Below are 25,417 nucleotides of genomic sequence, written 5' to 3'. Positions count from 1 at the left end.
TATCAAGCCCTCGCCCGCCGTTCCACGCGCGGATAGACGACGGCCAGCGTCACCGCCCGAACAACGAAGAACACGACCAGCGCCCCCCAAAGCCCCTGCGTCCCCCACAGCTCCCCAAAAATATGCATCGCCGCCATATAGGCAATGAAGGAAATGATCATGCCATTGCGCATTTCCTTCGACTGCACCGCGCCGATGAAGATACCGTCGATCTGATAGGACCAGATGGCAACCAGCGGCATGAAAATGAGCCAAGGAAGAAACTCAGTCGCGCGCGCCCTCACCTCATCGATCCCGGTCAGTAGATCAATGATGGCGGGACCGAAAATCAGATAAACCAGCGCATACAGGCAAGCAACGATCAGCGCCCAAAATCCGGTGACATAGACTATCTCCCGCAGCTTATCGGGCCGCTTCGCCCCGATGGCTGTACCGATCATCCCTTCCGCCGCGAAGGCAAACCCGTCCAGGCCGAACGCCATGAAATGAATAAAATTCATCAATACCGCGACCGCCGCCAGCGTGACATCCCCCTCTTTCGCAGCCTGGGCCGTGAAATAGGCAAAGGCGAAAATCAACAGGATGGTGCGAATAAAAATATCGAAGTTAACTGCAAGAAGACGCGTCATCTTTGCCAGGGAAAGAATCGCCGATCGTTGCCACACCCCGCCGAGCCGCAACAGTTCCCGCCGAACGAGGAATAGCCCAAGTATCAGGGCCAGCGTCTCGGATATGGCGGTCGCTGCCGCGACGCCGATGACGTCCCAGCCGAACCCGATAACAAAGATCAGGTCGAGAATGATATTCAGGCCGTTCATGAATATCTGTACGGTGAGCGCCGCTTTCGTATTGCGGATACCGATAAAGAAACCCATCAACGCATAATTGGCAAGGACCGCTGGCGCGCCCCAGATACGCACATAAAAATAATCCGCTGCCCCACCCTCAACGAGGGACGACCCGTCGATCATCAACAAGGCGAGCCACAAAACGACAGGCTGTATGATCAGAACACCTGCCGCAATGACAGCCGAAATGATGAGCGCGCGGGCAAGCACCGAACGGACTTCTGTCGCATCTCCCTCACCGGAGGCCTGGGCGACAAATCCCGTCGTTCCCATGCGGAGAAACCCGAAGCCCCAATAGAGGAAGCTGAATATAAGCGCGCCGATGGCAACTGCGCCAATATAATGCGGCTCCGGCAGATGGCCGACAACCGCCGTATCCACCGCACCAAGAAGCGGCACGGAGGAGTTGGAAATAATAATCGGCCAGGCCAGACGCCATGTCTCGCGATGGCTCGGTAACGAGAAAAATGCAGAGGCTGTCATCAGAAACCAAAATAATCGCGAATGCGGTAGCCCATCATGGCGACCGGCAGGAACCAGGGCCTGCCGTTATAGTAGAAACGATCCTCTAGTGGCAAGCCGTCAAAGGCCGTTTCCCCCTCCGGGTCACCAAGAATCTTGAGTGCCGCCTTATGCCCGAAATAGCCGGAGATCGCGACGCCGGAACCGCAATAGCCCATGGCATAGTACACCCCTTCATGCTCTCCTATCGTGGGCATGGCGGCAAAATTATAGGCGACATTGCCCGTCCAGACATGGCTGACCGCCGCCTGTCGAAGGGCAGGGAAAATCGAATCCAGCGTCTTCTTGAGGGAGCGCGCCTGAACCTCCGGCGTGGCGGGAAAGATGGACGGGCGGGCGCCGAGCAGCACCCTGCGTCCATCCGGTGAGGGACGGTAGTAGCTGAGCATCTTGCGCGTATCTGTAATCATCCGTTTTGTCGGAAACAGGCTGGCGACCAGGTTTTCGGACAACTCCTCTGTCGCGATCATGGTGCTCCCGACAGGAAAGATACGCTTTTGCAAGAACGGATAGAGGCCGCCGCCGTAGCCGTTGGTAGCGATCAGCAGCGCCCGGGCGTTCAGATCCCCGCGAGCCGTCTGAACGGCGAAACCTGTCGGCCTCTTGATAATTCCCTCCGCCCGCAGCGGCGCGATTATCCGGGCGCCGGAGCGCAGAGCAGCCTGCGTCAGGCCCTTCACATATTTTGCCGGATGCAGCCCGCCTGTATGGTGCTGGCGGAGGCCACCCTTGTAACCGGGGCTGTCGACATCCTCTGCATAGTCTTCTGGGCCGACCATCTCTTCGGGAATATCGAGATACTTCTGCCGTACCGCGAAATCATCGCTCATGGCGCGGTAATGCTTTTCCAGAACCGCGGGATAAAAACGGCCATTCAACGCGAGATCACAGTCGATTCCCTCCTCCTCGATCCGCGCGGCAATAAACTTAACCGATGCCAGCGCCTCTTTATAGATCGCGCAGCCTCGTTCCACGCCGTAAGCTTCGATCAGTCCGGAAAGCCCGGGCTTCAGGAGATTGCCGATCATGCCGCCATTGCGTCCGCTGGCACCATAACCCGGCATTTCCGCATCGAGCACAGTGACTGTCTGCCCCCTCTTAGTAAGGGTCAGAGCCGCCGACAGACCTGTATAGCCACCACCGATAATCAGCACATCGCTGACACTCTCCGGCAGGGCCATATCCGTGGGTTCTGGCTTCGCGGACTCCCACCAGAAAGGATCAGTTTTCATCGGCAATATTTCCTTTCATTCTTTTTTCCATTTTTGGCCGGGCCCAGACATAAGAGCAAGTCTATTTGACCATGAATTGAATTTTTCCGAAAAACCACCTATCTAGAGTGTAAGGAACGTCAAATGGGGAAAGACGCGGATTGGCCAAAAATATCGAAAAATCAGATGAAAAAACCGGCAAGGATGACGTTGCCGAGTTTTTGAAAAAGGTTGCCGCCACCCCGGTGCGGGCGTCTAATGGCAAGAATGGACGATTAATATTCTCGATAGATGCCACCGCGAGCCGCCAGCCGACCTGGGACAGGGCATCACATCTCCAGCATGAAATGTTCGAAGAGGCCGCATCGATGGGCGGGCTCGAGCTACAGGTTGCTTTTTTCCGGGGGTTTGGGGAATTCAAGGCCACCAAATGGACGACCGACAGTCAGGCACTGATCCGCCCGATGTCACGTGTGTTTTGCCTGGGTGGCCATACACAGATCGAGAAGGTCCTGAAACATGCTCTGCGACAGACAAAAAAAGAGCGGGTCAACGCCCTCGTCTATGTCGGCGACTGCATGGAGGAGGACGCGGACCAGCTCTGTCACCTCGCCGGGCAGCTCGGAATGCTGAAGGTTCCCATTTTCCTGTTTCAGGAAGGATTTGACGCCATCGCGGAGAATTGCTTCCGCCAGATGGCACGGATCTCCGGCGGGGCCTATTGCCGCTTCGACAGCGCCAGCGCGGCGACATTGCGCAACCTGCTCCGGGCCGTCGCGGCTTATGCCGCCGGGGGCCGCAAGGCACTCAGTGACCTCAGCAAGAAATCCGGCGGCGAGGCACAATTGCTCCTCAAACAGATCAAATAGACCATGCTGGCCTATTTTATCATTGGCGTATCGCTCTTGCTGGCCCTGATGGTCGGTAGCCAGGCCATTGCAACGGCGGACCCTAAAAAACTTATCAAGGCATTGCGCATTTCCGCCGTGATCATTTGCTCTTTGCTGGCCGGCTTTTTCATTCTCACCGGTCGCTTCGCCTATGCCCCGCCGCTGGTTGTCGCCGCACTCTTTTTTCTCCGCAACAAGCCGTTATTCAGTTCCCGCCGTCCCTCCACCGGGCAAAAATCGGATGTCGAGACGGACTGGCTGCAGGCATCTCTCAACCACGACACCGGCGAGATGGATGCGACAATATTGCGGGGGCGCTTCGAAGGGCGCCAACTTTCTTCCCTCTCCCGCGCCGAGTTGGGTGACTTTCAACAGGAATGCGCGGCGGACGAGCAGACCATGGCCATTCTGGAAAGCTATATAGCGCGAAATTTTGATGAAGATTTTACGACAGAGGCCGGTGACAGCCAGTCAAAGGAAGAACGTACCCGCGCGTCGAGCAGCAGCGGGCCGATGACCCGCCAGGAGGCGTTTGAAATCCTCGAACTCGGCAGCGATGCTACGGTTTCGGAGATCAAGGCCGCCCACCGCCGACTGATGAAAAAGTTTCATCCTGACCATAATGGCTCCGACTATATGGCCGCCAAACTCAATGAGGCAAAGGACGTACTGCTAAAAAGCTGAAAATCAGGGGTTGCGTTAGCGGCAGCCGAGATGTCATAAATTTTAAAGTTTATTCAGCAGGTCAGATCAGTATGCCCAAAAAAGTCCGTAAGGCCGTGTTCCCTGTCGGGGGACTCGGAACAAGATTTCTCCCCGCAACGAAGGCCATGCCGAAGGAGATGCTTCCCGTCGTTGACAAGCCGCTTATCCAGTATGCCGTGGAAGAAGCGCGCGACGCCGGTATTGAAGAGTTTATATTTGTCACCGGGCGCGGCAAGACCATCATTGAGGATCATTTCGATCGATCCTACGAACTTGAAAGCGTGCTGATCGAACGGCAAAAAAATGATGTCCTGAAAGAGATACAGAACAGTGTGCCGAAGGCCGGCTCCATCGCCTATATCCGGCAGCAGGAACCGCTCGGTCTCGGCCATGCGGTGTGGTGCGCGAAACGGCTCGTTGGAGATGAACCCTTCGCCGTTATACTCGCCGATGACCTGATCCTCGCAGACACGCCCTGCCTCGCCCAGATGACGGCGGCGCGGGAAAAGGTTGGCGGCGGCAATATGCTGGCGGTGATGGAAGTACCAAACGAACATACCTCACGTTACGGTATCTTGGGTCCCGGCAAGGAACACGAGAACCTCATCGAGATCAAGAGCCTGGTGGAAAAGCCGAGCCCAGCCAACGCCCCGTCCAATCTCGCAGTCATCGGACGCTATATCCTGGAGCCCAATATCTTCAGTCTTCTGGAAAATCAGGCGCGCGGCGCCGGGAATGAGATCCAGCTGACGGATGCCCTGTCCGCCATGCTCGGCAGGGCGCCTTTTAACGGCATGAAATTTGAAGGGACGCGGTATGACTGCGGCGATAAAATTGGATTTCTTGAAGCGAATATTGCCTTTGCCCTCAATCGCGAAGACATGAAGGCCGACGTAACGAACATTGTCAAAAAAATAGCCGATAAACTGTAATACAATATATCTCACGACTAACGAAACGGAGATTTTGCGATGCATATCGCTGTAATTGGGACTGGCTATGTCGGGCTGGTTTCGGGTACCTGCTTTTCGGAATTCGGTCATGACGTGATTTGCATCGATACGGATGCGGAAAAGATAGACAAACTCAACGCGGGCGATATTCCGATTTTTGAACCTGGTCTTCAGGCGATGATCGAGAAAAACGCTCGCTCGGGCTATCTCAAATTCGGAACCGACCTGCAAAGCGCGGTTGCCGGCGCGGACGCCGTCTTTATTGCCGTCGGCACCCCAAGCCGACGCGGAGATGGCCAGGCCGACCTGACCTATGTCTATGCCGCCACGAAAGAGATAGCGTCCGCCCTCACCGGCTATACGGTGGTCGTGACAAAATCAACGGTGCCCGTTGGAACGGGGCGCGAGGTAGAGCGCATCCTGCGCGAGACCAACCCCAATGCGGATTTCGATGTTGTCTCCAACCCGGAATTTCTGCGCGAAGGTGCCGCAATCGAGGACTTCATGCGGCCCGATCGGGTGATTGTCGGCACCTTGGAAAAGCGAGCGCAAGAGGTCATGTCAGCGATTTACCGGCCCCTCTCGCTCTTCCAGACGCCGCTCGTTTTCACCAGCCTGGAAAGCTCCGAACTGACGAAATATGCTGGCAACGCCTTCCTCGCGACCAAGATTACCTTTATCAATGAAATGGCGGACCTGTGCGAGAAAGTCGGTGCGGATGTTCATGACGTCGCCCGCGGGATCGGCCTTGACCGGCGGATTGGCGCAAAATTCCTGCATCCGGGTCCCGGCTTCGGCGGCTCCTGTTTTCCCAAGGACACGCGCGCACTTTACCAGACCTCTGTCGAAGAAGGTGCGCCGCTTCGAATTGTCGACACCGTGATCAGTATTAATGAGAAACGCAAAATGGACATGGCGGCACGGGTCATTGATGCCTGCGGCGGTTCTGTGTCGGGCAAGCAGATTGCCGTGCTCGGCCTCACCTTCAAGCCAGACACCGACGATATGCGCGAAAGCCCGAGCCTTGATATCCTTCCCGCCCTGGTCGCGGCGGGCGCAAGCATCCGCGCCTATGACCCGGAAGGCATGGAGGAGGCGCGCAAACTGCTGGAGAATATCGATTTTTGCAAAAGTTCCTACGCAACTCTTGAAGGAGCCAACGCCCTTGTCATTATTACGGAATGGAATGAATTCCGGGCGTTGGATCTTGCACGGGTCAAGTCCATGATGAAAACACCGGTTATGGTGGATTTACGGAATATTTATGATCCTCGTGATATGGCTCTAAAAGGGTTTACCTATCGGAGTATTGGACGCCCTAATTAGTTGAGGAAATTGATATTCTGGAAAGCATCGACAAATGACGAAGCATGAGTTTAACCCGACCATCTTGCGTGAATATGATATTCGGGGGATCATTGATGAAACCTTGTTCGAGGCGGACGCCGAAGCCATTGGCCGTTCTTTCGGGACGCTATTGAAACAGGGTGGTTTCCAGAACGTCGCTGTCGGTTATGACGGGCGCACAACATCACCGAAACTGAAAGCCGCCCTGATAAAGGGCCTGACGTCGACAGGCATTGACGTCTTCGATATCGGCATGGGCCCGACCCCGATGCTTTACTACGCCACCTATGCGCTGAAGGCCGGCGGCGGTATCATGATCACCGGATCGCACAATCCGCCAAGCCATAATGGCTTCAAGATGATGCTGGACAGCAAATCCTTTTTCGGGGCGCAAATCCAGGAACTCGGGCGCTTGAGCGCTACCGGCCCGTTTGAAACAGGCACGGGACGCGTTATCGATCATCCCATCATGGAAGACTATGTCGCCCGCCTCCTCCAGGATTTCGTCCCTGGGCGTAATCTGAGTGTGGTCTGGGATTGCGGCAACGGCGTCACGGGGGAAGCCCTCCGCAGGATAGTCGCCAAGCTTCCCGGCACTCATTTGCTTCTCTTTGATGAAATTGATGGCAGTTTCCCGAACCACCATCCCGACCCGACGGTCGCGAAAAACCTGGAAGACCTAATCCGTACCGTAAAAGGTGTGAACGCGGATCTCGGGATCGCCTTTGATGGCGATGGTGACCGGATCGGCGTCGTCGACGGCCAGGGCCGTATTCTCTGGGGAGATCAACTTCTGGCTATTCTCTCGCGCGAGATTCTGGCAAACAGCCCCGGCGCCCCGATTATCGCCGATGTCAAGGCAAGCCAGATCCTCTTTGATGCGGTGCGCGATCTCGGCGGAGAGCCGATCATGTGGCGGACCGGTCATTCGCTGATCAAGTCGAAAATGCAGGAAGTCAACGCTCCCCTTGCCGGCGAGATGAGCGGCCACATCTTCTATAATGACCACTATTACGGCTATGATGATGCGCCTTATGTCGCGCTCCGCCTTCTTAATATTGTCGGGGCAAGCGAATCATCCCTTGACCAGATGCGCGATGAACTGCCGGAAATGATCAACACGCCGGAGCTACGTTTTCCCTGTCCCGATGAAGAGAAGTTTGACGCCGTTACCCGCATTCAGGACGCCCTTGCGGCAGCCGGTGCGGATTACGCCGATATTGATGGGGTACGGGTAAATACCGAGGATGGCTGGTGGCTATTGCGCGCATCCAATACCCAGGCGGTTCTGGTCGCGCGCTGCGAAGCCAAGGATGAGGCGGGCCTGACCCGCCTAAAATCCCAGCTTCAGCAAGCGCTCCTCAATGCGAATGTCGAGGCCCCGACTTTTTAGGCGTCAGTCTTTTGCCTTGTTCGGCGCATAGAAAGCGATCTTGTGTCCTTCAGGATCCCGGAAATACCCGAAAAAGAGCTGGCCGCCGCCACGTGGGCCCGGCGCACCTTCGTTTGTTCCACCAAGCTCAATCGCTTTGGCGTGCATTTTTGAAACTGTTTCAGTGCTATCAACCAGCAGCGCGGGCATCGTGCCATTGCCAAAAGTAGCCGCTTCCCCGTTATGAGGTTTAATGACGCCCAGCATCGGCTGACCGCGCGCAACACTCCACATTTTCAAATGGTCTTCGTTGACAACACGTTTCGCCCCGATTTCGCTGAGCAGGGCTTCATAGAATTCCGTTGCCTTTTCAAGGTTGTTCGTTCCCAGGGTGATATAACCGATCATTTTTCTTCCTTTTTTTATTTGATGGAGAGAGAGCCCCGGACGCAAGCTACGCAGATTTTCAAAAACTGTACAGCCCCCATTTATAAACGAAAAAGAGCCGGATCATCCGACCCGGCTCTTCTCAACCATATACATCACAAAGCCTTACCTGACGCAACGCGCTTATCTAAAGCATGTATATGCGGCTAACTGACTTTGCCTTTCTTGGGTTTTTTCACGCCAACCCAGGATTCACCAGACGCCATCACACAGGTTGCGCCATTTGGCTGGGTCAGAACAATTGTCCAGGTTACGCCATCCGGGCTTGAAAAGACTTCAAGCACGCTCCCATTCGCAGCAAGACCCGCTGCAACCGGCGCCTCTTCAAATTTGCCGTTCAAATGCTTTAGTAGTGCCGTTCGCTCAAAGCATACATTCTGGGCTGTTGCGTCTGTCACTTGGAATGAAACCAACGTGGCTGCGGAAAAGAGCACTGCAAGTCCAAAAGAAATGACAGAGCGCATGCCGGCATAACGAATGACAAAATGCCTGGTATGGTTAATAAAGCTTAACATACGCTCCTCCTTTTCTGCGAGATTGTCCCTGTATCGTCCCTGCGGGATAATAAGGAAACTTGTCGCCATGATGAAAAGCGTATCGGGGAAAGGTTAATTTTCGATTAGTCGGCCCTAATAAAAGGACCGACCCTTGTTTTATTTTATATTTTTCTAATAAAAAGAATATCGAAGATGCGGTTTCTGTCCGATTGAGCCGAAAGTGTTGCGTGAATCGCTAGAAAGATTCACTCAAAAACTGCCAGCCAATACCGGTCACAACCGATCCCGATACACCAAGGAAAAGATACAGCGCAAATACCGGCTTCTTGACGAGACCAAAGACCGCGATTGCCGCCGGGATCGAGGAAACGGCGCCTGCGGTCATGAAGGCCATCGCGGCCCCTTGCGACATTCCAAGGTCAATTAGTCCACTGACCAGCGGGATAGCGGCATAACCATTCAGATAACTCGGAATTCCAATCAGCACGGCAAGCGGAATGGAGAAGATGTTGTCCTGGCCAACAACGGACTCGATAAAGCTCGTAGGGATGTAAGTCACCATCAGGCTCTCAATCAGGAAGGCAAGGATCAGCCAGCGTCCGATCAGCCAGCCATTGGAGGTTGCGGCGGTCGCAAACTGACGCCTGCGATCCGACTCCTGCCAGAATTTCCACTTAACATCGACCGGGCCGGAGAGCGAAATCTTCTTTCGGCAACCCGATAGTTCCCCTTTTAAGGGATTAACTACCCACCCGCGCTGCTGCAACAGATACACCGCGAACCCGGCAAACAGGCCGAGCGCGACGGCGATCGCGGTTTTGCCGACCGCAAAGCCAAAGCCGATCCCGACGGAGGTTAAGACGAATATTTCCGGATCCATGATCGGGGAGGCAATCCAGAAGGCCATCACTGGCGCGAGCGGGACCCCGGCGGCCAGGAGAGAGGCAACCAACGGGATAACCCCGCAGGAACAGAAGGGAGACAATGCCCCCACCATCGACGCCGCGACAATCGCCGTCGTCGGCGAGCCGGCGAAGGCCCGCGCAATCAGGTTGTCCGCACCAGTTGCCGAAAAATAGGCCGCAAGACCGATGGCAATGGCGAAGAAAGGTGCCATTCCAATCACCGCGTCCCCTAAAAAGGCAAGGCTGACAGGGAGGTTTTTCGGATCGATAATTGCCAACAGCAAGACGATCGCAAGCGACGCAAGTACGACGCGATCACTCAACAGGGCCCATAAACGGGATCTGTTGTGGGAGAGGCTCTGTAAGGCTTCGTTTATTGACATATCCATAATTCCAGATTTATCGAATTATCTGATAGGTAACATCCGCCTTGATGGATTGCAAGTTATAATTTCGATAATTGTCGAATTATAAAATTCTGGGTCAGGTCAACGTTCTTCGTCGGCCGAAGCTGTCGCAGGCAGCTCGACGCCCATGCAGCATTTATCGGTCAAAAGCTCGACGAGCCCTTCCACCTTCTTGTAATTGACGAAACAGCGCAGGGTGCGGCTTTCCCGCTCCTGTCGGATCAGACCGCCGCTAACCAGATGGGAAATGTGATGCGACAGCGTGGATGCGGGAATATCCAGAAGCACCTGAATTTCACCCACAGACAGCCCCGCCTCTCCTGCCTGCACAAGATACTGAATTATCCTAAGCCGGACAGGATGACCAAGCTTCGCGAGCGCAACCGCGGCCTCTTCGGTCTCCATCATTTCAGGTCTCTTTCTTAGCGGATCGTTGTCAGAGCTTTTCCACTTTGTCGTCAAGGCCAGGCAAGTTCAGTGACTTGATCAGGTGGCGCAATTCATGACGCGCGGCAACATGGCTCATAGACATTTTAACGCCAATACCTTTCTTGTTCAAATCGAGCATCGTCAGGCCCTTCAGGAACAGCTCCCGAAACACAACGCGCTCGCCGAACCCCGGGGCCGCGCGAAAGGAAATGCGTGACGACAGCTTTTTCAGAATTTTCTCGATATGCCGCTTGTTATGGGCATCGGTATGGGAAAGCCGGTTGCGCATGACCACCCAGTCAATCTTGTGATTATCGATCAGCGCCCGTCTCTTCCGCTGCTCCCAGACCATTTCACTATACCAGCTCGGCTTTTCGACCTCCAGGCTGGTCCCGTTTACCGTCGCCAGCAAATCAAGATCGATAAAACTGTCGTTCATCGGTGTCAGCAGGGTATCGGCAAAAGAATGCCCGAGCTTGGAAATGAAGCTGTCAGCGCCGGGACAATCGACGACGACAAAGTTATTCTCATAAACCAGTTCCTGAAGCGCCGCGACAAACCTTGCCCGCTCATCCGATTGCGCCTCGTCCATATTCTTTTTGGGGCTTGGCTCAATCACCTTGAGGGATGGCATCGGCAGCTTGATATTCTTCTTCGAGATAAAGTTCTGGCGATTCTCGATATATCGACCGAGGGTTTTCTGTTTCCCGTCCAGATCGATGGCCCCCACCTTGAAACCCATCGTCAGCAACGAAATGATGATATGCATGGCGGTTGTGGATTTACCCGACCCGCCCTTGGCATTTCCCACCACAATAATATGCGCGCGGGTAGGCTGTTCTTCTTTTTCAGGATTTGAGTCGTCCAAAGTCACTGTCACGTTTGACACGTTCTATTCGCCCCCAGCAATTCTCACCGCCGCCAACTGGCATCCATGATCTGATATGATGCGGTAATTTAGTAAACCAGCCACCGATACAAGACAAGCACCATATCTGGATCGCATTTACAAAAAGTTGACGGATCGCGGAAATCTTCCTCACTCGAAGATGATCGGCTGGTCAGGATGAAAAGCATGATGGGCGAAGGCGAAATCGACCGTGTAGAGGATATCTTCATATCCTGTCCCTGCCCGGCGGCGCACGGTTACGTTGCCGATATCGACACCCTCCCCGATTATCGCGGCATCAAGCGCAGAATTCTGCCCTTTCTCCCACTCCAGAATGAGGCCGTCAGGCGTCTCGATGCGCTTTTTCTCACGTAGAAAATCCAGCGCCCAAGCACGCCCCTCCGCCACAACAACCCGGGAAAGCGGCGGGACAACATCCGGCAGGTCCCCGTTATACAGGAAAGGTTGCCAGGCACTGTCATACTGTTGGTAAGGATTCATCCCGTAGCGGCGAAAATTTTCCTCGGTCGGGACAAGAACCAGGCCGCTTGGCAGGCGTTCCTTGAATTTGGCGAAGGATTCGATTCTCACAGGGAGCATGTCCAGCTCAGCTCCAAGCAACTCTCCGATGATCGCCCGACCGACAAATTGCTGCCACCAGCTTTCCGTCTGTCGGTCATACATGATCAGGTCGGAATGTCGGAGCTTGCCGGTCGTCCCGAACTCGAGCTCTATTTCCCCCTTCTCCGGGTGGTTGATCCGCCGATCAAACACCAAGGAGGCATTACAGAGCGGACAGAAAGTCACGGCAACAGGCACACCGCCGATCTCGTCATTCACAATTTCATGCCAGATCAGGACCTGCAGGGGATAGGCCTTCGCCTCGCCATTCACGACAACACCGATTACGGGCTCCGTCGCCTTGAGATGATCGGCCTCGGCGACCGGAATGAACCTCGGGTTATCAATGGACGGGATGCCGTCTTTCGGGACACCGCCATTCAGGATTTCATCAAAGGGCACTTCGCTTCGGGAAAAATCCGTCCGTGGCCAGTACTTCGCCCATAATTCCGGATTGGCGTTCGCCGGCAAGGCACCGAGAAACGGTCCGAACATGGCAAGAAAGACGATGGCGAAAATTTGTCTCATACCTTATCGTAAACGCTTCCGCGCGCAGGTAAAATCAACCCTTTGTGAATGAAATAAAAAAGTGTTAGGGACGGCTATGTCTTTGGATGTTGAAAATATCGTTGTTGGCGCCGGCGTTATCGGCCTCGCCATCGCCCGGACCCTTGCGGTTGCCGGCCGTGACGTGCTTGTTTTGGAACGATCAGCGCATTTCGGGGAGGAAACGTCATCGCGCAACAGCGAGGTTATCCACGCGGGTATCTACTATCCTAAAGACAGCCTGAAAGCGCGATATTGTGTTGAGGGAAAGCATCAGCTCTATGACTATTGCGCCACCCGTCATATTCCCCACAGGCGATGCGGCAAGCTGATCGTCGCGACCTCGGAAGCGGAGCTGGAAACGCTCGATTCCCTCGCGGCGAAGGCGGCCGCCAATGGCGTTGACGACATCCAGTATCTAGCGCGCGATGCGGCCTTGAAGATGGAGCCATCGCTCAACTGCACGGCGGCGCTCCTCTCACCCTCCACCGGGATTATCGACAGTCATCAGCTCATGCTCGCCTATATCGGAGAAATTGAGGACAATGGCGGGGCGATTGCCTATAACACCGCATTTGATAAAGCCGAAAGAACAGCGGAAGGGTTTGCCGTCACCGCCGGCGGGACGACAGTGCAATGCCGGAACCTGATCAATTCGGCCGGGCTTTCCGCGCAAGGCGTCGCGGAACGAATTGCCGACCTTGCATCAGCGCATATCCCGACACGCTATCTCACCAAGGGCAGCTATTTCACCATGACCGCCCGGTCCCCATTTTCCCGGCTGATCTATCCGGTACCGAATACGGCAAGCCTTGGTATTCATGTGACCATCGATCTTGCCGGGCAGATCCGGTTCGGCCCCGATCAGGAATGGGTGGACCAAATCGACTATGAAGTTGACCCCACCCGCTGTCGTGATTTCTACAAGGCAATTCGTCGATATTTCCCGGCCCTTCCCGACGACAGCCTGATCCCGGCCTATTCCGGTATCCGCCCAAAGGTCCAGACCCCCGATGGCGCAGCAGCCGATTTCGTGCTCTCCGGGGAGCCGGACCATGACGTTCCGGGCCTGGTCAATCTGTTCGGAATGGAGAGCCCGGGACTGACGTCCAGCCTGAGAATTGGTGACGCCGTTAAGGATGTTCTTTCCCAAACGGATCGCTTATGAATCGCAAAAATTAACCTCAATCCCACCAATCCCGGATTTTCGAGGCAGATTTTTATTTCTTTTCGTCACACCCGGCAGAAACTTTGCAAATCCTTTGCATATTTTGGCGAAAGTATGCTGCGAAGTTTGAAAATCGATAAAATTTGAATTGATTTCAGCCAATATTAGGAAAATATCAAGGTCAAGACATTATATTCGTTACATATTTTTTTGGGGTGCGACATGACAGTATTTTCTGCGAAAGAGTTCGACAACCACGAAGACATATTGTTTTTCCATGATGAAAAATCCGGCCTGAAGGCAATTATCGCCGTTCATGACACGACTCTCGGCCCGGCCCTCGGCGGCACGCGCATGTGGGATTACCAGAATGAGGAAGAGGCCATTGCCGATGTGCTGCGGCTTTCCCGCGGAATGACCTACAAGTCCTCTCTCGCTGGGGTAAATCTCGGTGGCGGCAAGTCGGTTATTATCGGCAACGCACGCACCGACAAGACGCCAGAACTTTTTGAGGCGTTCGGCCGGGCTGTCGATCAATTAGGCGGCACCTATATTGCGGCGGAAGACGTCGGTACGACGGTACCGGATCTGGAAATTGCCCGCCGGTCTACTCGCCATATCGCCGGGATCAGCGAAGGTAATAGCGGCGATCCATCCCCCGCGACCGCCTGGGGCGTCTTTCACGGCCTGCGCGCGGCGGTCCAGTTTGAACTGAATAAGACCAACCTTACCGGTGTGAAGGTTGCTGTGCAGGGCCTTGGCAACGTCGGCTATGGTCTTTGCGAGCTCCTGAAAGATGCCGGGGCGGAATTGATCGTCGCGGACCCCCATGAAGCCGCGGTGGATAAAGCCGTCAGGAATTTGGGCGCCACAGCAGTTGGCATCGAGGCAATCTACGACCAGGACGCCGATGTTTTTGCGCCTTGCGCGCTTGGCGCCATCCTTAATGATGACTCCATTGCCAGACTAAAGGTTCGTGTTGTCGCCGGGTCTGCCAATAACCAGCTGGCCGAGGATCGCCATGCGAAGATGCTGATGGAAAAAGGCATCCTCTATGCCCCGGATTACGCAATCAACGCTGGCGGGATCATCATCATCAGCCATGAAGGACCGAATTTTAAGCGCGACAAAGCCATGCAGCAGGTGGCGGGCATTCATGACACCTGTCTCAGCATCTTCGAGCGGGCGAAGCGGGAGAATGTCACAACCGCCGAGATCGCCGACAAGATTGCGCTTGAGCGTCTCGAAAATGTCCGGAATGAAAAGGCGCGCCTCGCCCTCGCCAGTTAGGGCAGTGATACGTCAGGACCAGCGGTTATGGACCCAGAACCAGTGGTCCGGCCGCTCGGTTATCCAGAGCTCATAGGTTTCGTTGATCGCCTTTAGCAGCGCATATACATCCGTCGCCTTGTCGCCGGTCTTGGGAACGTCGAGCGCGGGATATATGGTAAAGCGGCGACGGCCACCCTCCAGACGTTCAGCCCGCATCGGATAAATCGGGACATCCATCTTGTAGGAAATCTCCGCCACTGCCGGTGCGGTCATGGCATCCCGTCCGAAAAAAGGGACAGCAAGGCCGTTATTCAGCTTCTGGTCATTCAACAGAACGATCGCCCCGCCATTTCGCGCCGCCTTGAGAATGGTCCGTGCGCCTTCATTCCCTTTCGGAACAAAGCTGTAATTGGGATCGGCCCGCATTTCCTGAAAGAAATCCTCGACCAACGGATTATTGGCCGCCCGGTAAATTCCGGTCGCCCGCGCGCCCAAACGCCGCCCGACCAGCGCCACCAGTTCCCATGGCCCATAATGCGCGGTAACGAAGAAGGCCGACTTGCCACTGTCCAAATAGGCATCGAGATATTCCTCTCCGACGATTTCGACAGATTCCGTATCACTCAGGATGTCGCGGTTAAACGGTATCTCCCCGACATTGCGGCCAAGGTTTTCCCACATTCGCATGAGATTCTCCTCAACCTCCCGCCCGGTGAGATGTGGCAACGCGGTGGTCATATTCTCCCGTGCAACACGATGAACGCCCAAACGGGGACCAATCTTGCGGGCGAGCCAGCCTCCAAAACTCGCGGCATTTTTCCGGCCCAGCAGGCGGAAAATCGCCATCACGATCCTGACTGCGATCCATTCCAGTCGGTATTTTAGTGATACTTTTTTCATGCATTACCCCTCTTTCAGGACAGAAAGAAGGAGGGATTTCAACGCCTCCGGCGTCTCGAACGCCATATCTACATCAAATACGGTGACCATCATTCTCGCCTCCGCCGGGAGCCGGACAAAGTCCTTCCGGGTAGTGACAAGGGCAGCATTCTGCGTCGCAGCGCTCTCAACCATAGTCATAATTTCTTCTTTTTTATAAACATGGTGGTCGGCATAGCTAAAGTGATCTATCAAGTCACAACCAGCCTCTCGAAGACTGTTGAAAAATTTCTCCGGGCGGCCGATTCCAGCGAATGCCACCACTCTCTCACCGCTGAGGGCCTCCGCAGAAGGTCGCGGGACCAAATAAGAATTATAAACCGGTTTAAATGTATTTAATTGGTTTAATATATTTTGATCATTGTTGCGGCCAACAAGAATAACCGCCTCGCTCCGACTGAGCCCCGCAGCGAGCGGTTCCCGAAGCGGGCCTGCCGGAATCAGGCGCCCGTTACCCACACCATAGTCAGCGTCGAGCACAAGCAGGGAAAGATCCTTTACCAGCGACGGGTTCTGGAATCCGTCATCCATGATGATCACATCTGCCCCGGCTTCTTCCGCGGCACGCGCACCGGCAGCCCGGTCCCGAGCGATCCAGGTTGGTGCGGTCTCGGCGAGAATGAGCGGTTCATCCCCGACCTCCCGAAATGTATGGACATCAAGGACAACGCGCGTAGGGCCCGCAAGCGTACCCCCATACCCCCGCGACAGAAAATGCGGCTTTTTCCCGACACTGAGAAATAGCCGGGCGACGGCAACCGCGACCGGGGTCTTGCCCGCACCGCCCGCCACAACATTGCCGATGCAGATGACCGGTACGGACACCCGCTCCCCTTTTTGCAGGGAACGGTGAAAGCGGCTGATCCCTCCGTAAAGGCAGGCGGCCGGCGTCAACAGAAGAGGAAGGAAGCTGTTACTGTCGCGCTGCCAGAACTGTGGCGTCTTCATCGCGCCCCTCCCGACAATAGCGCTTCCACCTGTTCGAGTGTTTTTTGAAGAGTCACCTCGCCACCTGCGACAACCCTGGACGCGCGCTCGGCCATCTCGTCCCGCGTTGCCGGATCATCCATATAGCCTGCGACTGCAACCGCCAGCGTCTCTTCATCGGTCACTTTCACACTCGCCGCATGTTCATCGAAGCTCTGCATCACATCGGCAAAATTGTCCATATGGGGACCATGCAGCAGGGCGCAGTCCAGGCGCGCGGCCTCCAACGGGTTTTGCCCGCCCGTCGGCACCAGCGACCCGCCAATAAAAACGATCTTTGCTAACCGGTAAAAAAGGCCGAGTTCCCCAATGGTGTCGGCGACATATACGCCCGTTCCCGTCTCTATCTCCCCCGCTCTGGACCGTTGCGCCGCGTTTATCCCTAGATCCGCCGCAAGGGCTGCCACCTCCCCACCGCGTTCGGGATGTCGGGGAACAATAATTGTCAGAAGATCGGGATATTTCTGTCGCAAACGTCCATGCGCTGCGAGAACGAACTCGTCCTCTCCGCGGTGGGTACTGGCCGCAAGCCAGAGGGGCCGTCCCGCAATCTCCTTGGTCAGTGTTGCGAGCGCCACCGGATCAACGGGCAGCGGTTCCGCCGCAAATTTGAGATTACCAAAACATTCCACAGAATGCGCCCCGAGTTCCCGCAATCGCGCGGCAGAGTCTTCCGATTGCGCGGAACAAAAGTGAAAATTCCGGAGGAGCTTTCGGGAAAAGCCAAGCGATTTCTGCCAAATCTGAAAGGATTTCTCTGTAATCCGGGCGTTCGCCATCATCATTGGAATACCGCGCTCGGCACTTTCCACAATCAGGTTGGGCCAGATTTCCGATTCTATCCAGATCGCCAGGTCCGGTCGCCAGTGATCGAGGAAGCAACGCACCGCGCGTTTCATGTCAATCGGGACATACTGATGAAGGGTGCGGTCCGGCAATCGGGAGGCCATGATTTCCGCTGACGTGCGCGTGCCGGTGGTAACCAGGACTTTCCGGTCACCTGCTGATTTAAGGAGCCCCTCGATCAACGGCAATGCAGAAATCGATTCCCCGACGGAGGCCGCATGGATCCAGATCAGCTCTCCTTCCGGTCGTGGAAGAGACGCAGTGCCGAGACGCTCCTGAAACCGGTCCGGGTCTTCCTTGCCCGACTCGAGGCGCTTTTTCATATGCCGTCGCAGGACCGGCGCACCAATCCACAGGAGGCCGTTGTAAAGAGCCATCTGCATCAGAGTTCCGCCACCTTTTTGTGCGGCTTGACCGGTTTATCGCGCGGCTCCGGTACAACTGTTTCGCGTCCACAGGCCGTGTCCGCAGCATGGGTAATGTCATTGAGGCTGTTCTCGATCGCATCGCGTGCCTGCTGAAAGGCGCCGTCTTCATCGCGCTTTGGAACCTCGATCCCGTCGCCCCAGATAACAACCCCCCGGCTGAACGGCGCGGCCAGGAAAAAACGATCCCAACTGCCGAGAACTTTTCCTCGTGTCGTAGAAAAGCTGACCGGATAGACGGGCAGGCCGGACATGGCCGCCAGGCGCACCACTCCTTCTTGCGCGCGCATTCTGGGCCCGCGCGGACCGTCCGGCGTGATAACGGCGACTTCACCCTTCTTCAGGACCTTCAGCATCTGCTTGATCGCGGCCGCCGCGCCTTTGGTCGCAGATCCCCGGATACTCTCCTGCCCCCAATGCTTGATCGTCCGGGCAATGATCTCGCCGTCGCCATGATGGGAAATCATGACGTGAACCGGTGTCTTGCGCTGCACGGAAATCGGCATCATCAGCAGGCGGCCATGCCAGAAAGCAAGGATAAAGGGCTTCCCCTCGGTCATCAGGGAATGAGGGGCTTCCCCATTGATCACCTGCCAGCGACTTGTGCGGTAGACAAGCCAGATATAGCCTGCCGCCAGCAGACTGATCACAGCCTTGGCACCGTCGCCTTTCAGTATTTTCTTAACTACCTTCAAATTACTTAGCTTTCACCGGGTTAGCTCACGCCCCGATATATCTTGCCCGCCCCGTCAATTCCAGCCTATTCACCAAAAATCGACTATTTTCCAATGTCATGGATTGCGGCGTATTCAATATCTCACTAATCTACCAGTTAATCATCAATTACAGAAACCTGCAGCGAAAGCAGCAAGAAAAGAAAAATATCCCGCTATGACAAGTTCCACTCAGTCTGAAATTCTCCCCTCCGCCTGTCCGCATGATTGCCCGTCCACATGCGCGCTGGAGATTGAGCGGCTGGGGCCACAACAGATCGGCCGGGTGCGCGGCGCTGCGGATAACAGCTATACGGCGGGCGTCATCTGCGCGAAGGTCGCCCGATATACGGAACGGACACATCATCCGGATCGCCTGATGCACCCGATGCGTCGCGTCGGCGAAAAAGGCAGCGGCGAGTGGCAACGGATCAGCTGGGACGACGCCCTCGACGAAGTGGCGGAGGCCTTTCTCAAGCGCGAAGCCGAATATGGCAGCGAAACCATCTGGCCCTATTACTATGCGGGAACCATGGGCCTGGTACAGCGGGACGGGATCAACCGGCTGCGCCATGTCAAGAAATACTCACGGCAGCACTCCACTATCTGCACAACGCTGGCCTGGACTGGCTGGAATGTCGGCACCGGTTCGCTGCACGGGACCGACCCGCGGGAAATGGCGAAATCCGATCTCGTGGTCATATGGGGCACCAACGCTGTTCACACCCAGATCAACGTCATGACCCATGCGACCCGCGCCCGCAAAGAGAGAGGCGCAAAGATTGTCGTCATCGATCCCTATCGCAATGCCACCGCCATTGCCGCGGATATGCACCTATGCGTCAGGCCCGGCACGGACGGCGCGCTTGCATGCGCAGTGATGCATATCCTCTTTGCGGAGAATATGGCGGATCGTGCCTATATAGCAAAATACACCAAGGGTGCTGCAGAGCTGGAAGAGCATCTTAAAACCCGGACACCGGAATGGGCCGCCGACATAACGGGCTTGTCGGTAGAGGAAATATATGAATTTGCCCGGCTTTATGGCCAAACGAAGAAATCCTTCCTCCGGCTCGGCTATGGCTTTTCCCGCAGTCGGAATGGCTCCGTCAATATGCATGCCGCAAGTTGCCTTGCCGCAGTAACTGGCGCCTGGCAGCATGAGGGCGGCGGAGCATTTCATAATAACGGTGCTATCTACCACTGGAACAAAACCCTGATTGAAGGGCTGGATGCGGTGGACCCGAATATCCGCGTGCTTGATATGTCCCGTATCGGCCCGGTCCTGACAGGCGATAAGCGAGATCTCGGTGACGGTCCCCCCATCACGGGCCTGTTTATCCAGAATATGAACCCCATGGATGTTGCCCCGGATCTCACGAAAGTTCATGCCGGCTTCGCGCGTGACGATCTTTTCGTCTGTGTGCATGAACAGTTCATGACGGAAACGGCCAAAATGGCGGATATCCTGTTGCCTGCCACGACCTTCGTCGAGCATGACGATTTTTATCAGGGCGGCGGACAGAATCACATCATGATGGGCGGGAAGATTATCGAGCCACTCGGGGAGTGCCGATCAAACCATGAGGTTATCTGCGGCCTTGCAAAGCGGCTGGGCGCAAACCATCGCGGTTTCGAGATGACGGAAATGGAGATAATCGACGACACCTTGAAAATATCGGGTTGGCCGGACGCCGCGAGCCTCACCGCGAGTAAATGGCATGACTGCCAGATTCCCTATGAGGAAGCGCATTATCTCAATGGCTTTGGGCACGCGGACAAGAAATTCCACTTCACACCGGACTGGTCTCGCATGGGACCAAATTTTGACGGCATGCCGTCCCTGCCCGACCATTGGGAGGTTATCGACCAGACGGATGCGGAACATCCGTTTCGTATGGTGACGGCACCGGCGCGAAATTTTCTCAATTCCTCCTTCACCGCAACGCCGACGTCCCTGAAAAAGGAGAAACGGCCGACCGTTAAGATACATGGCAGTGACGCAGCTCGCCTCGGCACCGAGGACGGCGCCATTGTCCGGTTGGGCAACAGGCAGGGCTCCCTGCTCATTCATGTTGAAATATTTGACGGGGTTCAGCCCGGAACGGTAATTTCAGAAGGCGTCTGGCCCGGCAAGCATTTCATCGAGAAAGTCGGGATCAACATCCTGATCAGCGCCGAGGCCGCCAAACCAAACGGCGGGGCAGTCTTTCATGATACGGCCGTATGGATCAGGCCGGAATCTGCGCCGTCAGAGTAGCCCAAGAGAGCGTAATTCGGCGGCCATTTCCTCGGACAGCTCACCTTCGCTGTCGTCGTCAGCTTCGCTTTCCTCCACGAGGTCGCGCAGGTCACGCGGTGCATCCTCTGCTTCCAGATAGCGCCAGCCCTGATGCGGATTGCGCGAAAACAGTTCCGTCTCGATCAATTCTGAATCAAGGATCAGGCCGCATTTCTCGCCTTCGGTATCGAACAGCCGTTCAAGCTCCACGACCTTCTGACGGGCGGCGATATGGCCCTTGATAATCCAATAGACAGAACCGCCGTCAAGCAGCTCCGCTTCACGGGTTGGACGCTGCTTGGTGACATGGCACAAAGGCCCTGCAATCAGCCGTCGAGACTGATTCGCGCGAAGTTGATCGACCGACGTATTGCCGACGCTAACGATTAGAAGATGTACTGCCATGGCTAATAGATACCCCGAAAGGGCCCCGCTTGTCCAGAAATCAACGTTTAGTCGATTTTGCTCTTAAGGGCCCTTGCAACGCTGGAGACCGGCGAACGACCTAGATAGTCAGAAATAAACCAGGCTGTCTTGACCAGTTTTTTAAGATCGATCCCGCTGTCGATCCCCATTCCATCAAGCATATAGACGACATCCTCCGTCGCAACATTGCCGGTCGCGCCCGGTGCGTAAGGGCATCCACCAAGACCGGCGACGGAGCTATCAAGTTTCGAGATGCCCATTTCCAGTGCCGCAAGATAGTTCGCCAGCGCCTGACCATAGGTATCATGAAAATGCACCCCGATTGCCTCGAGCGGCATAACCTTGGCAACGGCCTCGATCACCTTTTTTGTCCGAAGGGGTGTCCCCACGCCGATTGTATCCGCGATGGAAACTTCATAAGACCCCATATCATAGAGTTTCTTTGCCACATCAGCGACGGCTTCAGGCGTCACCTCTTCCTCAAACGGGCTGCCAAGCGCGCAGGACACACTGGCCCGATAGGGAATGCCCGCAGCTTTTGCCGCTTCCGTCACCGGCGCAAATCGTTCCAGGCTCTCGGCGATGGAACAGTTGATATTGCGCTGATTGAACATTTCGGCAGCGGCGCTGAAAATCTCGATCTCGTCCGCCTTGGAGGCGATCGCGCCTTCATATCCCTTCATATTCGGGGTCAGCACGGCATAGGTAACGCCTTCCCGGCGCGAGAGCTTCGCCATCACATCGGCGGTATCAGCCATCTGCGGCACCCATTTCGGGGAGACGAAACTGCCGGTCTCAACGGCGGCAACACCCGCATCGACCAGGCGTTCGATCAGCTCGACCTTGATATCAGCTGGCACCATCTGCTTTTCATTCTGCAGGCCATCCCGCGCACCGACTTCAAAAATACGCACCTTGGAGGGAAGTGTCATGATGTTTCCTCACTTTCGAAGCGGACAAGCACTGTACCCTCATCCACCTGGTCCCCAACCTCGAAAAAGATGTCTTCAATTGTGCCATCTCGGGGGGCCGTCAATGTATGCTCCATTTTCATGGCCTCCAGAACCACCAGCGGATCCCCCTTGGCAACGGTCGCACCAGAATCGATAAATATCTGTATCAGCTTTCCGGGCATCGGCGCGGTAATGGCACCGGCCCCCGAGTCACTGTCAGCATCATCGAAATCATTGGTGATCTGCGTCAGCTCGACCTGCCGACCTGTCGTCATGACGATAATCTTGTCGCCCTGGGTAACCGCGGCGGCCGACAGCTTGTGTCCGGCGATATCCGCGAGAATACCCCCATCCGCTGTGCGCTCCACCTGCACGGGGAGCACGCCCGTCGGCAGGTCGATCAGGTAGCCGCCATTCTCATAAACAATATGAGCGGTCACTTCCATCCCGTTAATCTCGAACTTGAAATCATCATGGCCGGTATCATTGGGCCGCCATGCGGTGAGATCATCCCACGGTGAATACGGATCGTTTGTTGCGGACCGCGTTGCCTTGTGGGCTTTCTCGCGCTCCAGCAGAAGATGCGCCACGGCAATCGCCATATCTTTATCCGTCGGGGTAAGCGGCTCCGGCACCAGATCCGTCTTGAAACGGTCGATAAATCCAGTATCAAGATCCTTCGCCGCGAAGGCCGGATGGGCGGCAATATTTCCAAGGAAGGCGAGGTTCGTTGCAACGCCAGCCACCTGATACTCATCAAGCGCGGCACTCAGCTTCTGAAGCGCCATATCGCGGGTTTTATCCCAGACAATCAGCTTTGCGATCATCGGGTCATAGAACGGCGTCACCGTGTCCCCTTCCCGCACACCGGTATCAATGCGCACGCCGTCCCTCTCCCGTGGTGGCTTCAGGCGGAGCAACTGCCCCGTCGCAGGCAGAAAGTCATTGGCCGGATCTTCGGCATAGAGCCGCACCTCAAACGCATGGCCGGAGATGGAGAGGTCTTCCTGCGCACAAGGGAGTTCACCCCCCGCAGCAACCTTCAACTGCCATTCCACCAAATCCTGCCCGGTGATCATTTCGGTAACCGGATGCTCCACCTGAAGGCGGGTATTCATCTCCATGAAGTAGAAGGCGTCCTCCTTCAATCCCTCGGAAACATCGGCGATAAATTCAATGGTGCCTGCCCCAACATACCCAATCGCTTTGGCCGCTGCGACGGCTGCGGCCCCCATGGCCTCTCGCATTGCCTCAGGCATATCCGGCGCCGGTGCTTCCTCGATCACCTTCTGATGCCGCCGTTGCAGGGAGCAATCGCGCTCGAACAGATGCACCGCATTGCCATGGGAATCGGCAAACACCTGAATTTCGATATGGCGTGGCTTGGTCAGAAATTTCTCGATCAGAACGCGACTATCCCCAAAGGCCGACTGCCCCTCCCGCTGGGCGGAGGCAAGCGCCGCCGGAAATTCCTTTGGTGAACTCACGCTCCGCATGCCCTTGCCGCCGCCGCCCGCGACCGCCTTGATCAACACCGGATATCCGATCTTTTCAGCCTCCGCCGCGAGCATATCGGGATCCTGGCCTTCTCCATGGTAGCCGGGCACGACCGGCACCCCGGCCTTGACCATCAGGGCCTTCGCGGCATCCTTCAGGCCCATGGCACGGATTGCATCGGCAGGCGGCCCAATAAAGACAATACCGGCGTCTGCACATTTCTCCGCAAATCCCGCGTTCTCGGACAGGAAGCCATAACCGGGATGGATTGCCTCCGCCCCGGTATTGCGCGCGACCTCAAGCAGAGTATCGCCCTTCAGGTAACTCGCCGAGACTTCCGCCGGACCAATCAGGACGGCTTCATCCGCCATCTCGACATGGCGGGCATTGGCGTCCGCCTCGGAATAGACGGCTACCGTCCGGATGCCGAGCTTCGCCGCTGTGGCCATGACCCGGCACGCGATCTCCCCGCGATTTGCAATGAGTATTTTTTTAAACACCGGTTATAAGTCCAATCATAGGTTAAATTATATGCCAGTTGGGTTTGCGCTTCTCAAGGAAGGCCTCCACACCTTCCTTCCCTTCCTCTGTCGCCCGGCGGGTGGCAATGCGTTCCGCCGTGTCCTCAATCATATCCTGGTCGATGGGACGGTTCGCGACCGCATAGATCAGGTCTTTTGATTCCGCCATGGCGCCCGGGGCATTCTTCATGATCTGTTCCAACAGGTTATCCCGCGCTTCCGCGAGATGATGCACATCCTCAACCACCTCATGCAGCAAGCCCAGACGATGGGCTTCTGCCGCATCAAAAACTTCCGCCGTCAGGAAGTAACGGCGACAGGCGCGAATGCCAATTGCCTCCACCACATAGGGCGAGATCACGGACGGCAGAATCCCGAGCTTCACCTCGGACAGGCAGAACTTTGCCGCTTTCACACCGATGGCAATATCACAGGCAGCGACAAGACCGAGTCCGCCGCCATAGGCCGCCCCCTGGACCAGCGCGATGGTTGGCTTCGGGATGGCATGAAGATTTTTCAGCATTCTCCCGAGAGCAATACTGTCCTCGCGGTTATCCTCATCGGTGAAATGGGCCGCCCGTTTCATCCAGTTAAGATCCGCGCCCGCGCAATAGCTCTTGCCGGCCGCGGCAACAACAACTGCCCGCACCCCTTCCTGATGGCCGACATCGAGAAACATGTCCCCCAGGCGCTCGATCAGCTCCTCATCGAAAGCGTTATGCACCTCCGGCCGGTTAAGGGTGATGGTCGCGATTCCATCGGTGGAAAAGTGCAATACCGCTGATTCTTCACTCATAAAA

Annotated in this window: 24 protein-coding genes; 8 read left to right on the top strand and 16 right to left on the bottom strand. The window is 55.8% G+C overall.

Annotation, left to right across the window (positions count from 1 at the left end; translation table 11 throughout):
* Positions 1–2: 2 nt before the first annotated feature.
* Entirely contained in the window at positions 3–1,331 is a 1,329-nt protein-coding gene (locus J0X12_RS11995) for an MATE family efflux transporter (protein ID WP_207046059.1), read from the bottom strand.
* Positions 1,331–2,602 carry an NAD(P)/FAD-dependent oxidoreductase gene (locus J0X12_RS11990; RefSeq protein WP_207046057.1) on the bottom strand — a complete coding sequence of 424 codons (1,272 nt, stop codon included), beginning with the start codon at positions 2,600–2,602 and terminating at the stop codon, positions 1,331–1,333. The genes J0X12_RS11995 and J0X12_RS11990 overlap by 1 nt, the downstream gene beginning before the upstream one ends.
* Before the next feature lie 140 nt (positions 2,603–2,742).
* Here J0X12_RS11990 and J0X12_RS11985 point away from each other — a divergent pair, with 140 nt between their 5' ends.
* The 5 genes from J0X12_RS11985 to pgmG all read left to right on the top strand — a co-directional run bounded on the left by J0X12_RS11985 (position 2,743) and on the right by pgmG (position 7,869).
* Positions 2,743–3,450: a hypothetical protein gene (locus J0X12_RS11985; protein WP_207046055.1), complete on the top strand. Its 708-nt coding sequence runs from the start codon at positions 2,743–2,745 to the stop codon at positions 3,448–3,450.
* A 3-nt stretch (positions 3,451–3,453) separates the two neighbouring features.
* On the top strand, positions 3,454–4,155 hold the full coding sequence (locus J0X12_RS11980) for a DnaJ domain-containing protein (protein ID WP_207046053.1): 702 nt from the start codon (positions 3,454–3,456) through the stop codon (positions 4,153–4,155).
* A 71-nt stretch (positions 4,156–4,226) separates the two neighbouring features.
* Positions 4,227–5,108, top strand: a complete 882-nt coding sequence (galU, locus tag J0X12_RS11975; RefSeq protein WP_207046045.1) for a UTP--glucose-1-phosphate uridylyltransferase GalU — start codon at positions 4,227–4,229, stop codon at positions 5,106–5,108.
* Between the two features lie 39 nt (positions 5,109–5,147).
* Positions 5,148–6,455 (top strand): UDP-glucose dehydrogenase family protein, encoded by a 1,308-nt coding sequence (locus J0X12_RS11970; protein ID WP_207046043.1) that lies wholly within the window; start codon positions 5,148–5,150, stop codon positions 6,453–6,455.
* Between the two features lie 34 nt (positions 6,456–6,489).
* Positions 6,490–7,869, top strand: a complete 1,380-nt coding sequence (gene pgmG / locus J0X12_RS11965; RefSeq protein WP_207046041.1) for a phosphoglucomutase/phosphomannomutase PgmG — start codon at positions 6,490–6,492, stop codon at positions 7,867–7,869.
* 3 nt (positions 7,870–7,872) lie between these two features.
* On the opposite strand, the gene J0X12_RS11960 is transcribed toward pgmG, so the two are convergent.
* The 6 genes from J0X12_RS11960 to J0X12_RS11935 form a co-directional block, all read right to left on the bottom strand.
* Entirely contained in the window at positions 7,873–8,256 is a 384-nt protein-coding gene (locus tag J0X12_RS11960) for a VOC family protein (RefSeq protein ID WP_207046039.1), read from the bottom strand.
* A gap of 185 nt (positions 8,257–8,441) precedes the next feature.
* A complete protein-coding gene (locus tag J0X12_RS11955) occupies positions 8,442–8,810 on the bottom strand; it encodes a hypothetical protein (protein ID WP_207046037.1) in 369 nt (122 codons plus the stop codon).
* Positions 8,811–9,027: 217 nt separating this feature from the next.
* Positions 9,028–10,080: a permease gene (locus J0X12_RS11950; RefSeq protein WP_207046035.1), complete on the bottom strand. Its 1,053-nt coding sequence runs from the start codon at positions 10,078–10,080 to the stop codon at positions 9,028–9,030.
* 105 nt (positions 10,081–10,185) lie between these two features.
* Complete coding sequence (locus tag J0X12_RS11945; RefSeq protein ID WP_207046862.1) at positions 10,186–10,509, bottom strand: ArsR/SmtB family transcription factor; 324 nt, start codon at positions 10,507–10,509, stop codon at positions 10,186–10,188.
* Between the two features lie 31 nt (positions 10,510–10,540).
* Complete coding sequence (locus J0X12_RS11940; RefSeq protein WP_288900947.1) at positions 10,541–11,422, bottom strand: division plane positioning ATPase MipZ; 882 nt, start codon at positions 11,420–11,422, stop codon at positions 10,541–10,543.
* 150 nt (positions 11,423–11,572) lie between these two features.
* The gene (locus tag J0X12_RS11935; protein ID WP_420497078.1) at positions 11,573–12,538 is read right to left on the bottom strand and encodes a DUF3179 domain-containing protein; all 966 of its coding nucleotides are present in this window, start codon (positions 12,536–12,538) and stop codon (positions 11,573–11,575) included.
* A gap of 109 nt (positions 12,539–12,647) precedes the next feature.
* On the opposite strand from J0X12_RS11935, the gene J0X12_RS11930 reads away from it, so the two are divergent.
* Positions 12,648–13,757, top strand: a complete 1,110-nt coding sequence (locus J0X12_RS11930; RefSeq protein WP_207046032.1) for an NAD(P)/FAD-dependent oxidoreductase — start codon at positions 12,648–12,650, stop codon at positions 13,755–13,757.
* Between the two features lie 222 nt (positions 13,758–13,979).
* Positions 13,980–15,047 (top strand): Leu/Phe/Val dehydrogenase, encoded by a 1,068-nt coding sequence (locus tag J0X12_RS11925; protein ID WP_207046030.1) that lies wholly within the window; start codon positions 13,980–13,982, stop codon positions 15,045–15,047.
* Between the two features lie 12 nt (positions 15,048–15,059).
* On the opposite strand, the gene J0X12_RS11920 is transcribed toward J0X12_RS11925, so the two are convergent.
* Genes J0X12_RS11920 through J0X12_RS11905 form a run of 4 tightly spaced genes read right to left on the bottom strand, consistent with a single transcriptional unit; the run spans position 15,060 to position 18,921 of the window.
* Positions 15,060–15,929 carry a lysophospholipid acyltransferase family protein gene (locus J0X12_RS11920; protein ID WP_207046028.1) on the bottom strand — a complete coding sequence of 290 codons (870 nt, stop codon included), beginning with the start codon at positions 15,927–15,929 and terminating at the stop codon, positions 15,060–15,062.
* A 3-nt stretch (positions 15,930–15,932) separates the two neighbouring features.
* Entirely contained in the window at positions 15,933–16,916 is a 984-nt protein-coding gene (lpxK, locus tag J0X12_RS11915) for a tetraacyldisaccharide 4'-kinase (protein ID WP_207046026.1), read from the bottom strand.
* Positions 16,913–18,184 (bottom strand): 3-deoxy-D-manno-octulosonic acid transferase, encoded by a 1,272-nt coding sequence (locus J0X12_RS11910; protein ID WP_207046024.1) that lies wholly within the window; start codon positions 18,182–18,184, stop codon positions 16,913–16,915. Before J0X12_RS11910 ends, lpxK begins: the two co-directional genes overlap by 4 nt.
* Positions 18,184–18,921 (bottom strand): lysophospholipid acyltransferase family protein, encoded by a 738-nt coding sequence (locus J0X12_RS11905; protein ID WP_207046022.1) that lies wholly within the window; start codon positions 18,919–18,921, stop codon positions 18,184–18,186. The genes J0X12_RS11910 and J0X12_RS11905 overlap by 1 nt, the downstream gene beginning before the upstream one ends.
* A 196-nt stretch (positions 18,922–19,117) precedes the next feature.
* On the opposite strand from J0X12_RS11905, the gene J0X12_RS11900 reads away from it, so the two are divergent.
* Positions 19,118–21,199, top strand: coding sequence for a molybdopterin oxidoreductase family protein (locus J0X12_RS11900; RefSeq protein WP_207046020.1), 2,082 nt, complete (start codon positions 19,118–19,120; stop codon positions 21,197–21,199).
* Here the strand turns inward: J0X12_RS11900 and J0X12_RS11895 are convergent.
* The 4 genes from J0X12_RS11895 to J0X12_RS11880 are packed head-to-tail and all read right to left on the bottom strand — an operon-like array spanning position 21,191 to position 25,413.
* Positions 21,191–21,625, bottom strand: a complete 435-nt coding sequence (locus J0X12_RS11895) for a DUF1489 family protein (protein WP_161315673.1) — start codon at positions 21,623–21,625, stop codon at positions 21,191–21,193. The two genes, J0X12_RS11900 and J0X12_RS11895, sit on opposite strands and share 9 nt — an antisense overlap.
* 47 nt (positions 21,626–21,672) lie before the next feature.
* On the bottom strand, positions 21,673–22,578 hold the full coding sequence (locus J0X12_RS11890) for a hydroxymethylglutaryl-CoA lyase (RefSeq protein WP_207046018.1): 906 nt from the start codon (positions 22,576–22,578) through the stop codon (positions 21,673–21,675).
* Positions 22,575–24,596, bottom strand: a complete 2,022-nt coding sequence (locus J0X12_RS11885) for an acetyl-CoA carboxylase biotin carboxylase subunit (protein WP_207046016.1) — start codon at positions 24,594–24,596, stop codon at positions 22,575–22,577. The genes J0X12_RS11890 and J0X12_RS11885 overlap by 4 nt, the downstream gene beginning before the upstream one ends.
* Positions 24,597–24,618: 22 nt before the next feature.
* Entirely contained in the window at positions 24,619–25,413 is a 795-nt protein-coding gene (locus J0X12_RS11880; protein ID WP_207046013.1) for an enoyl-CoA hydratase-related protein, read from the bottom strand.
* Positions 25,414–25,417 lie beyond the last annotated feature (4 nt).

It is taken from the genome of Sneathiella sedimenti, assembly GCF_017313765.1.
GTDB classification, from domain to species: Bacteria; Pseudomonadota; Alphaproteobacteria; order Sneathiellales; family Sneathiellaceae; genus Sneathiella; species Sneathiella sedimenti.
This window is presented reverse-complemented; position numbering and strand designations above follow the sequence as displayed.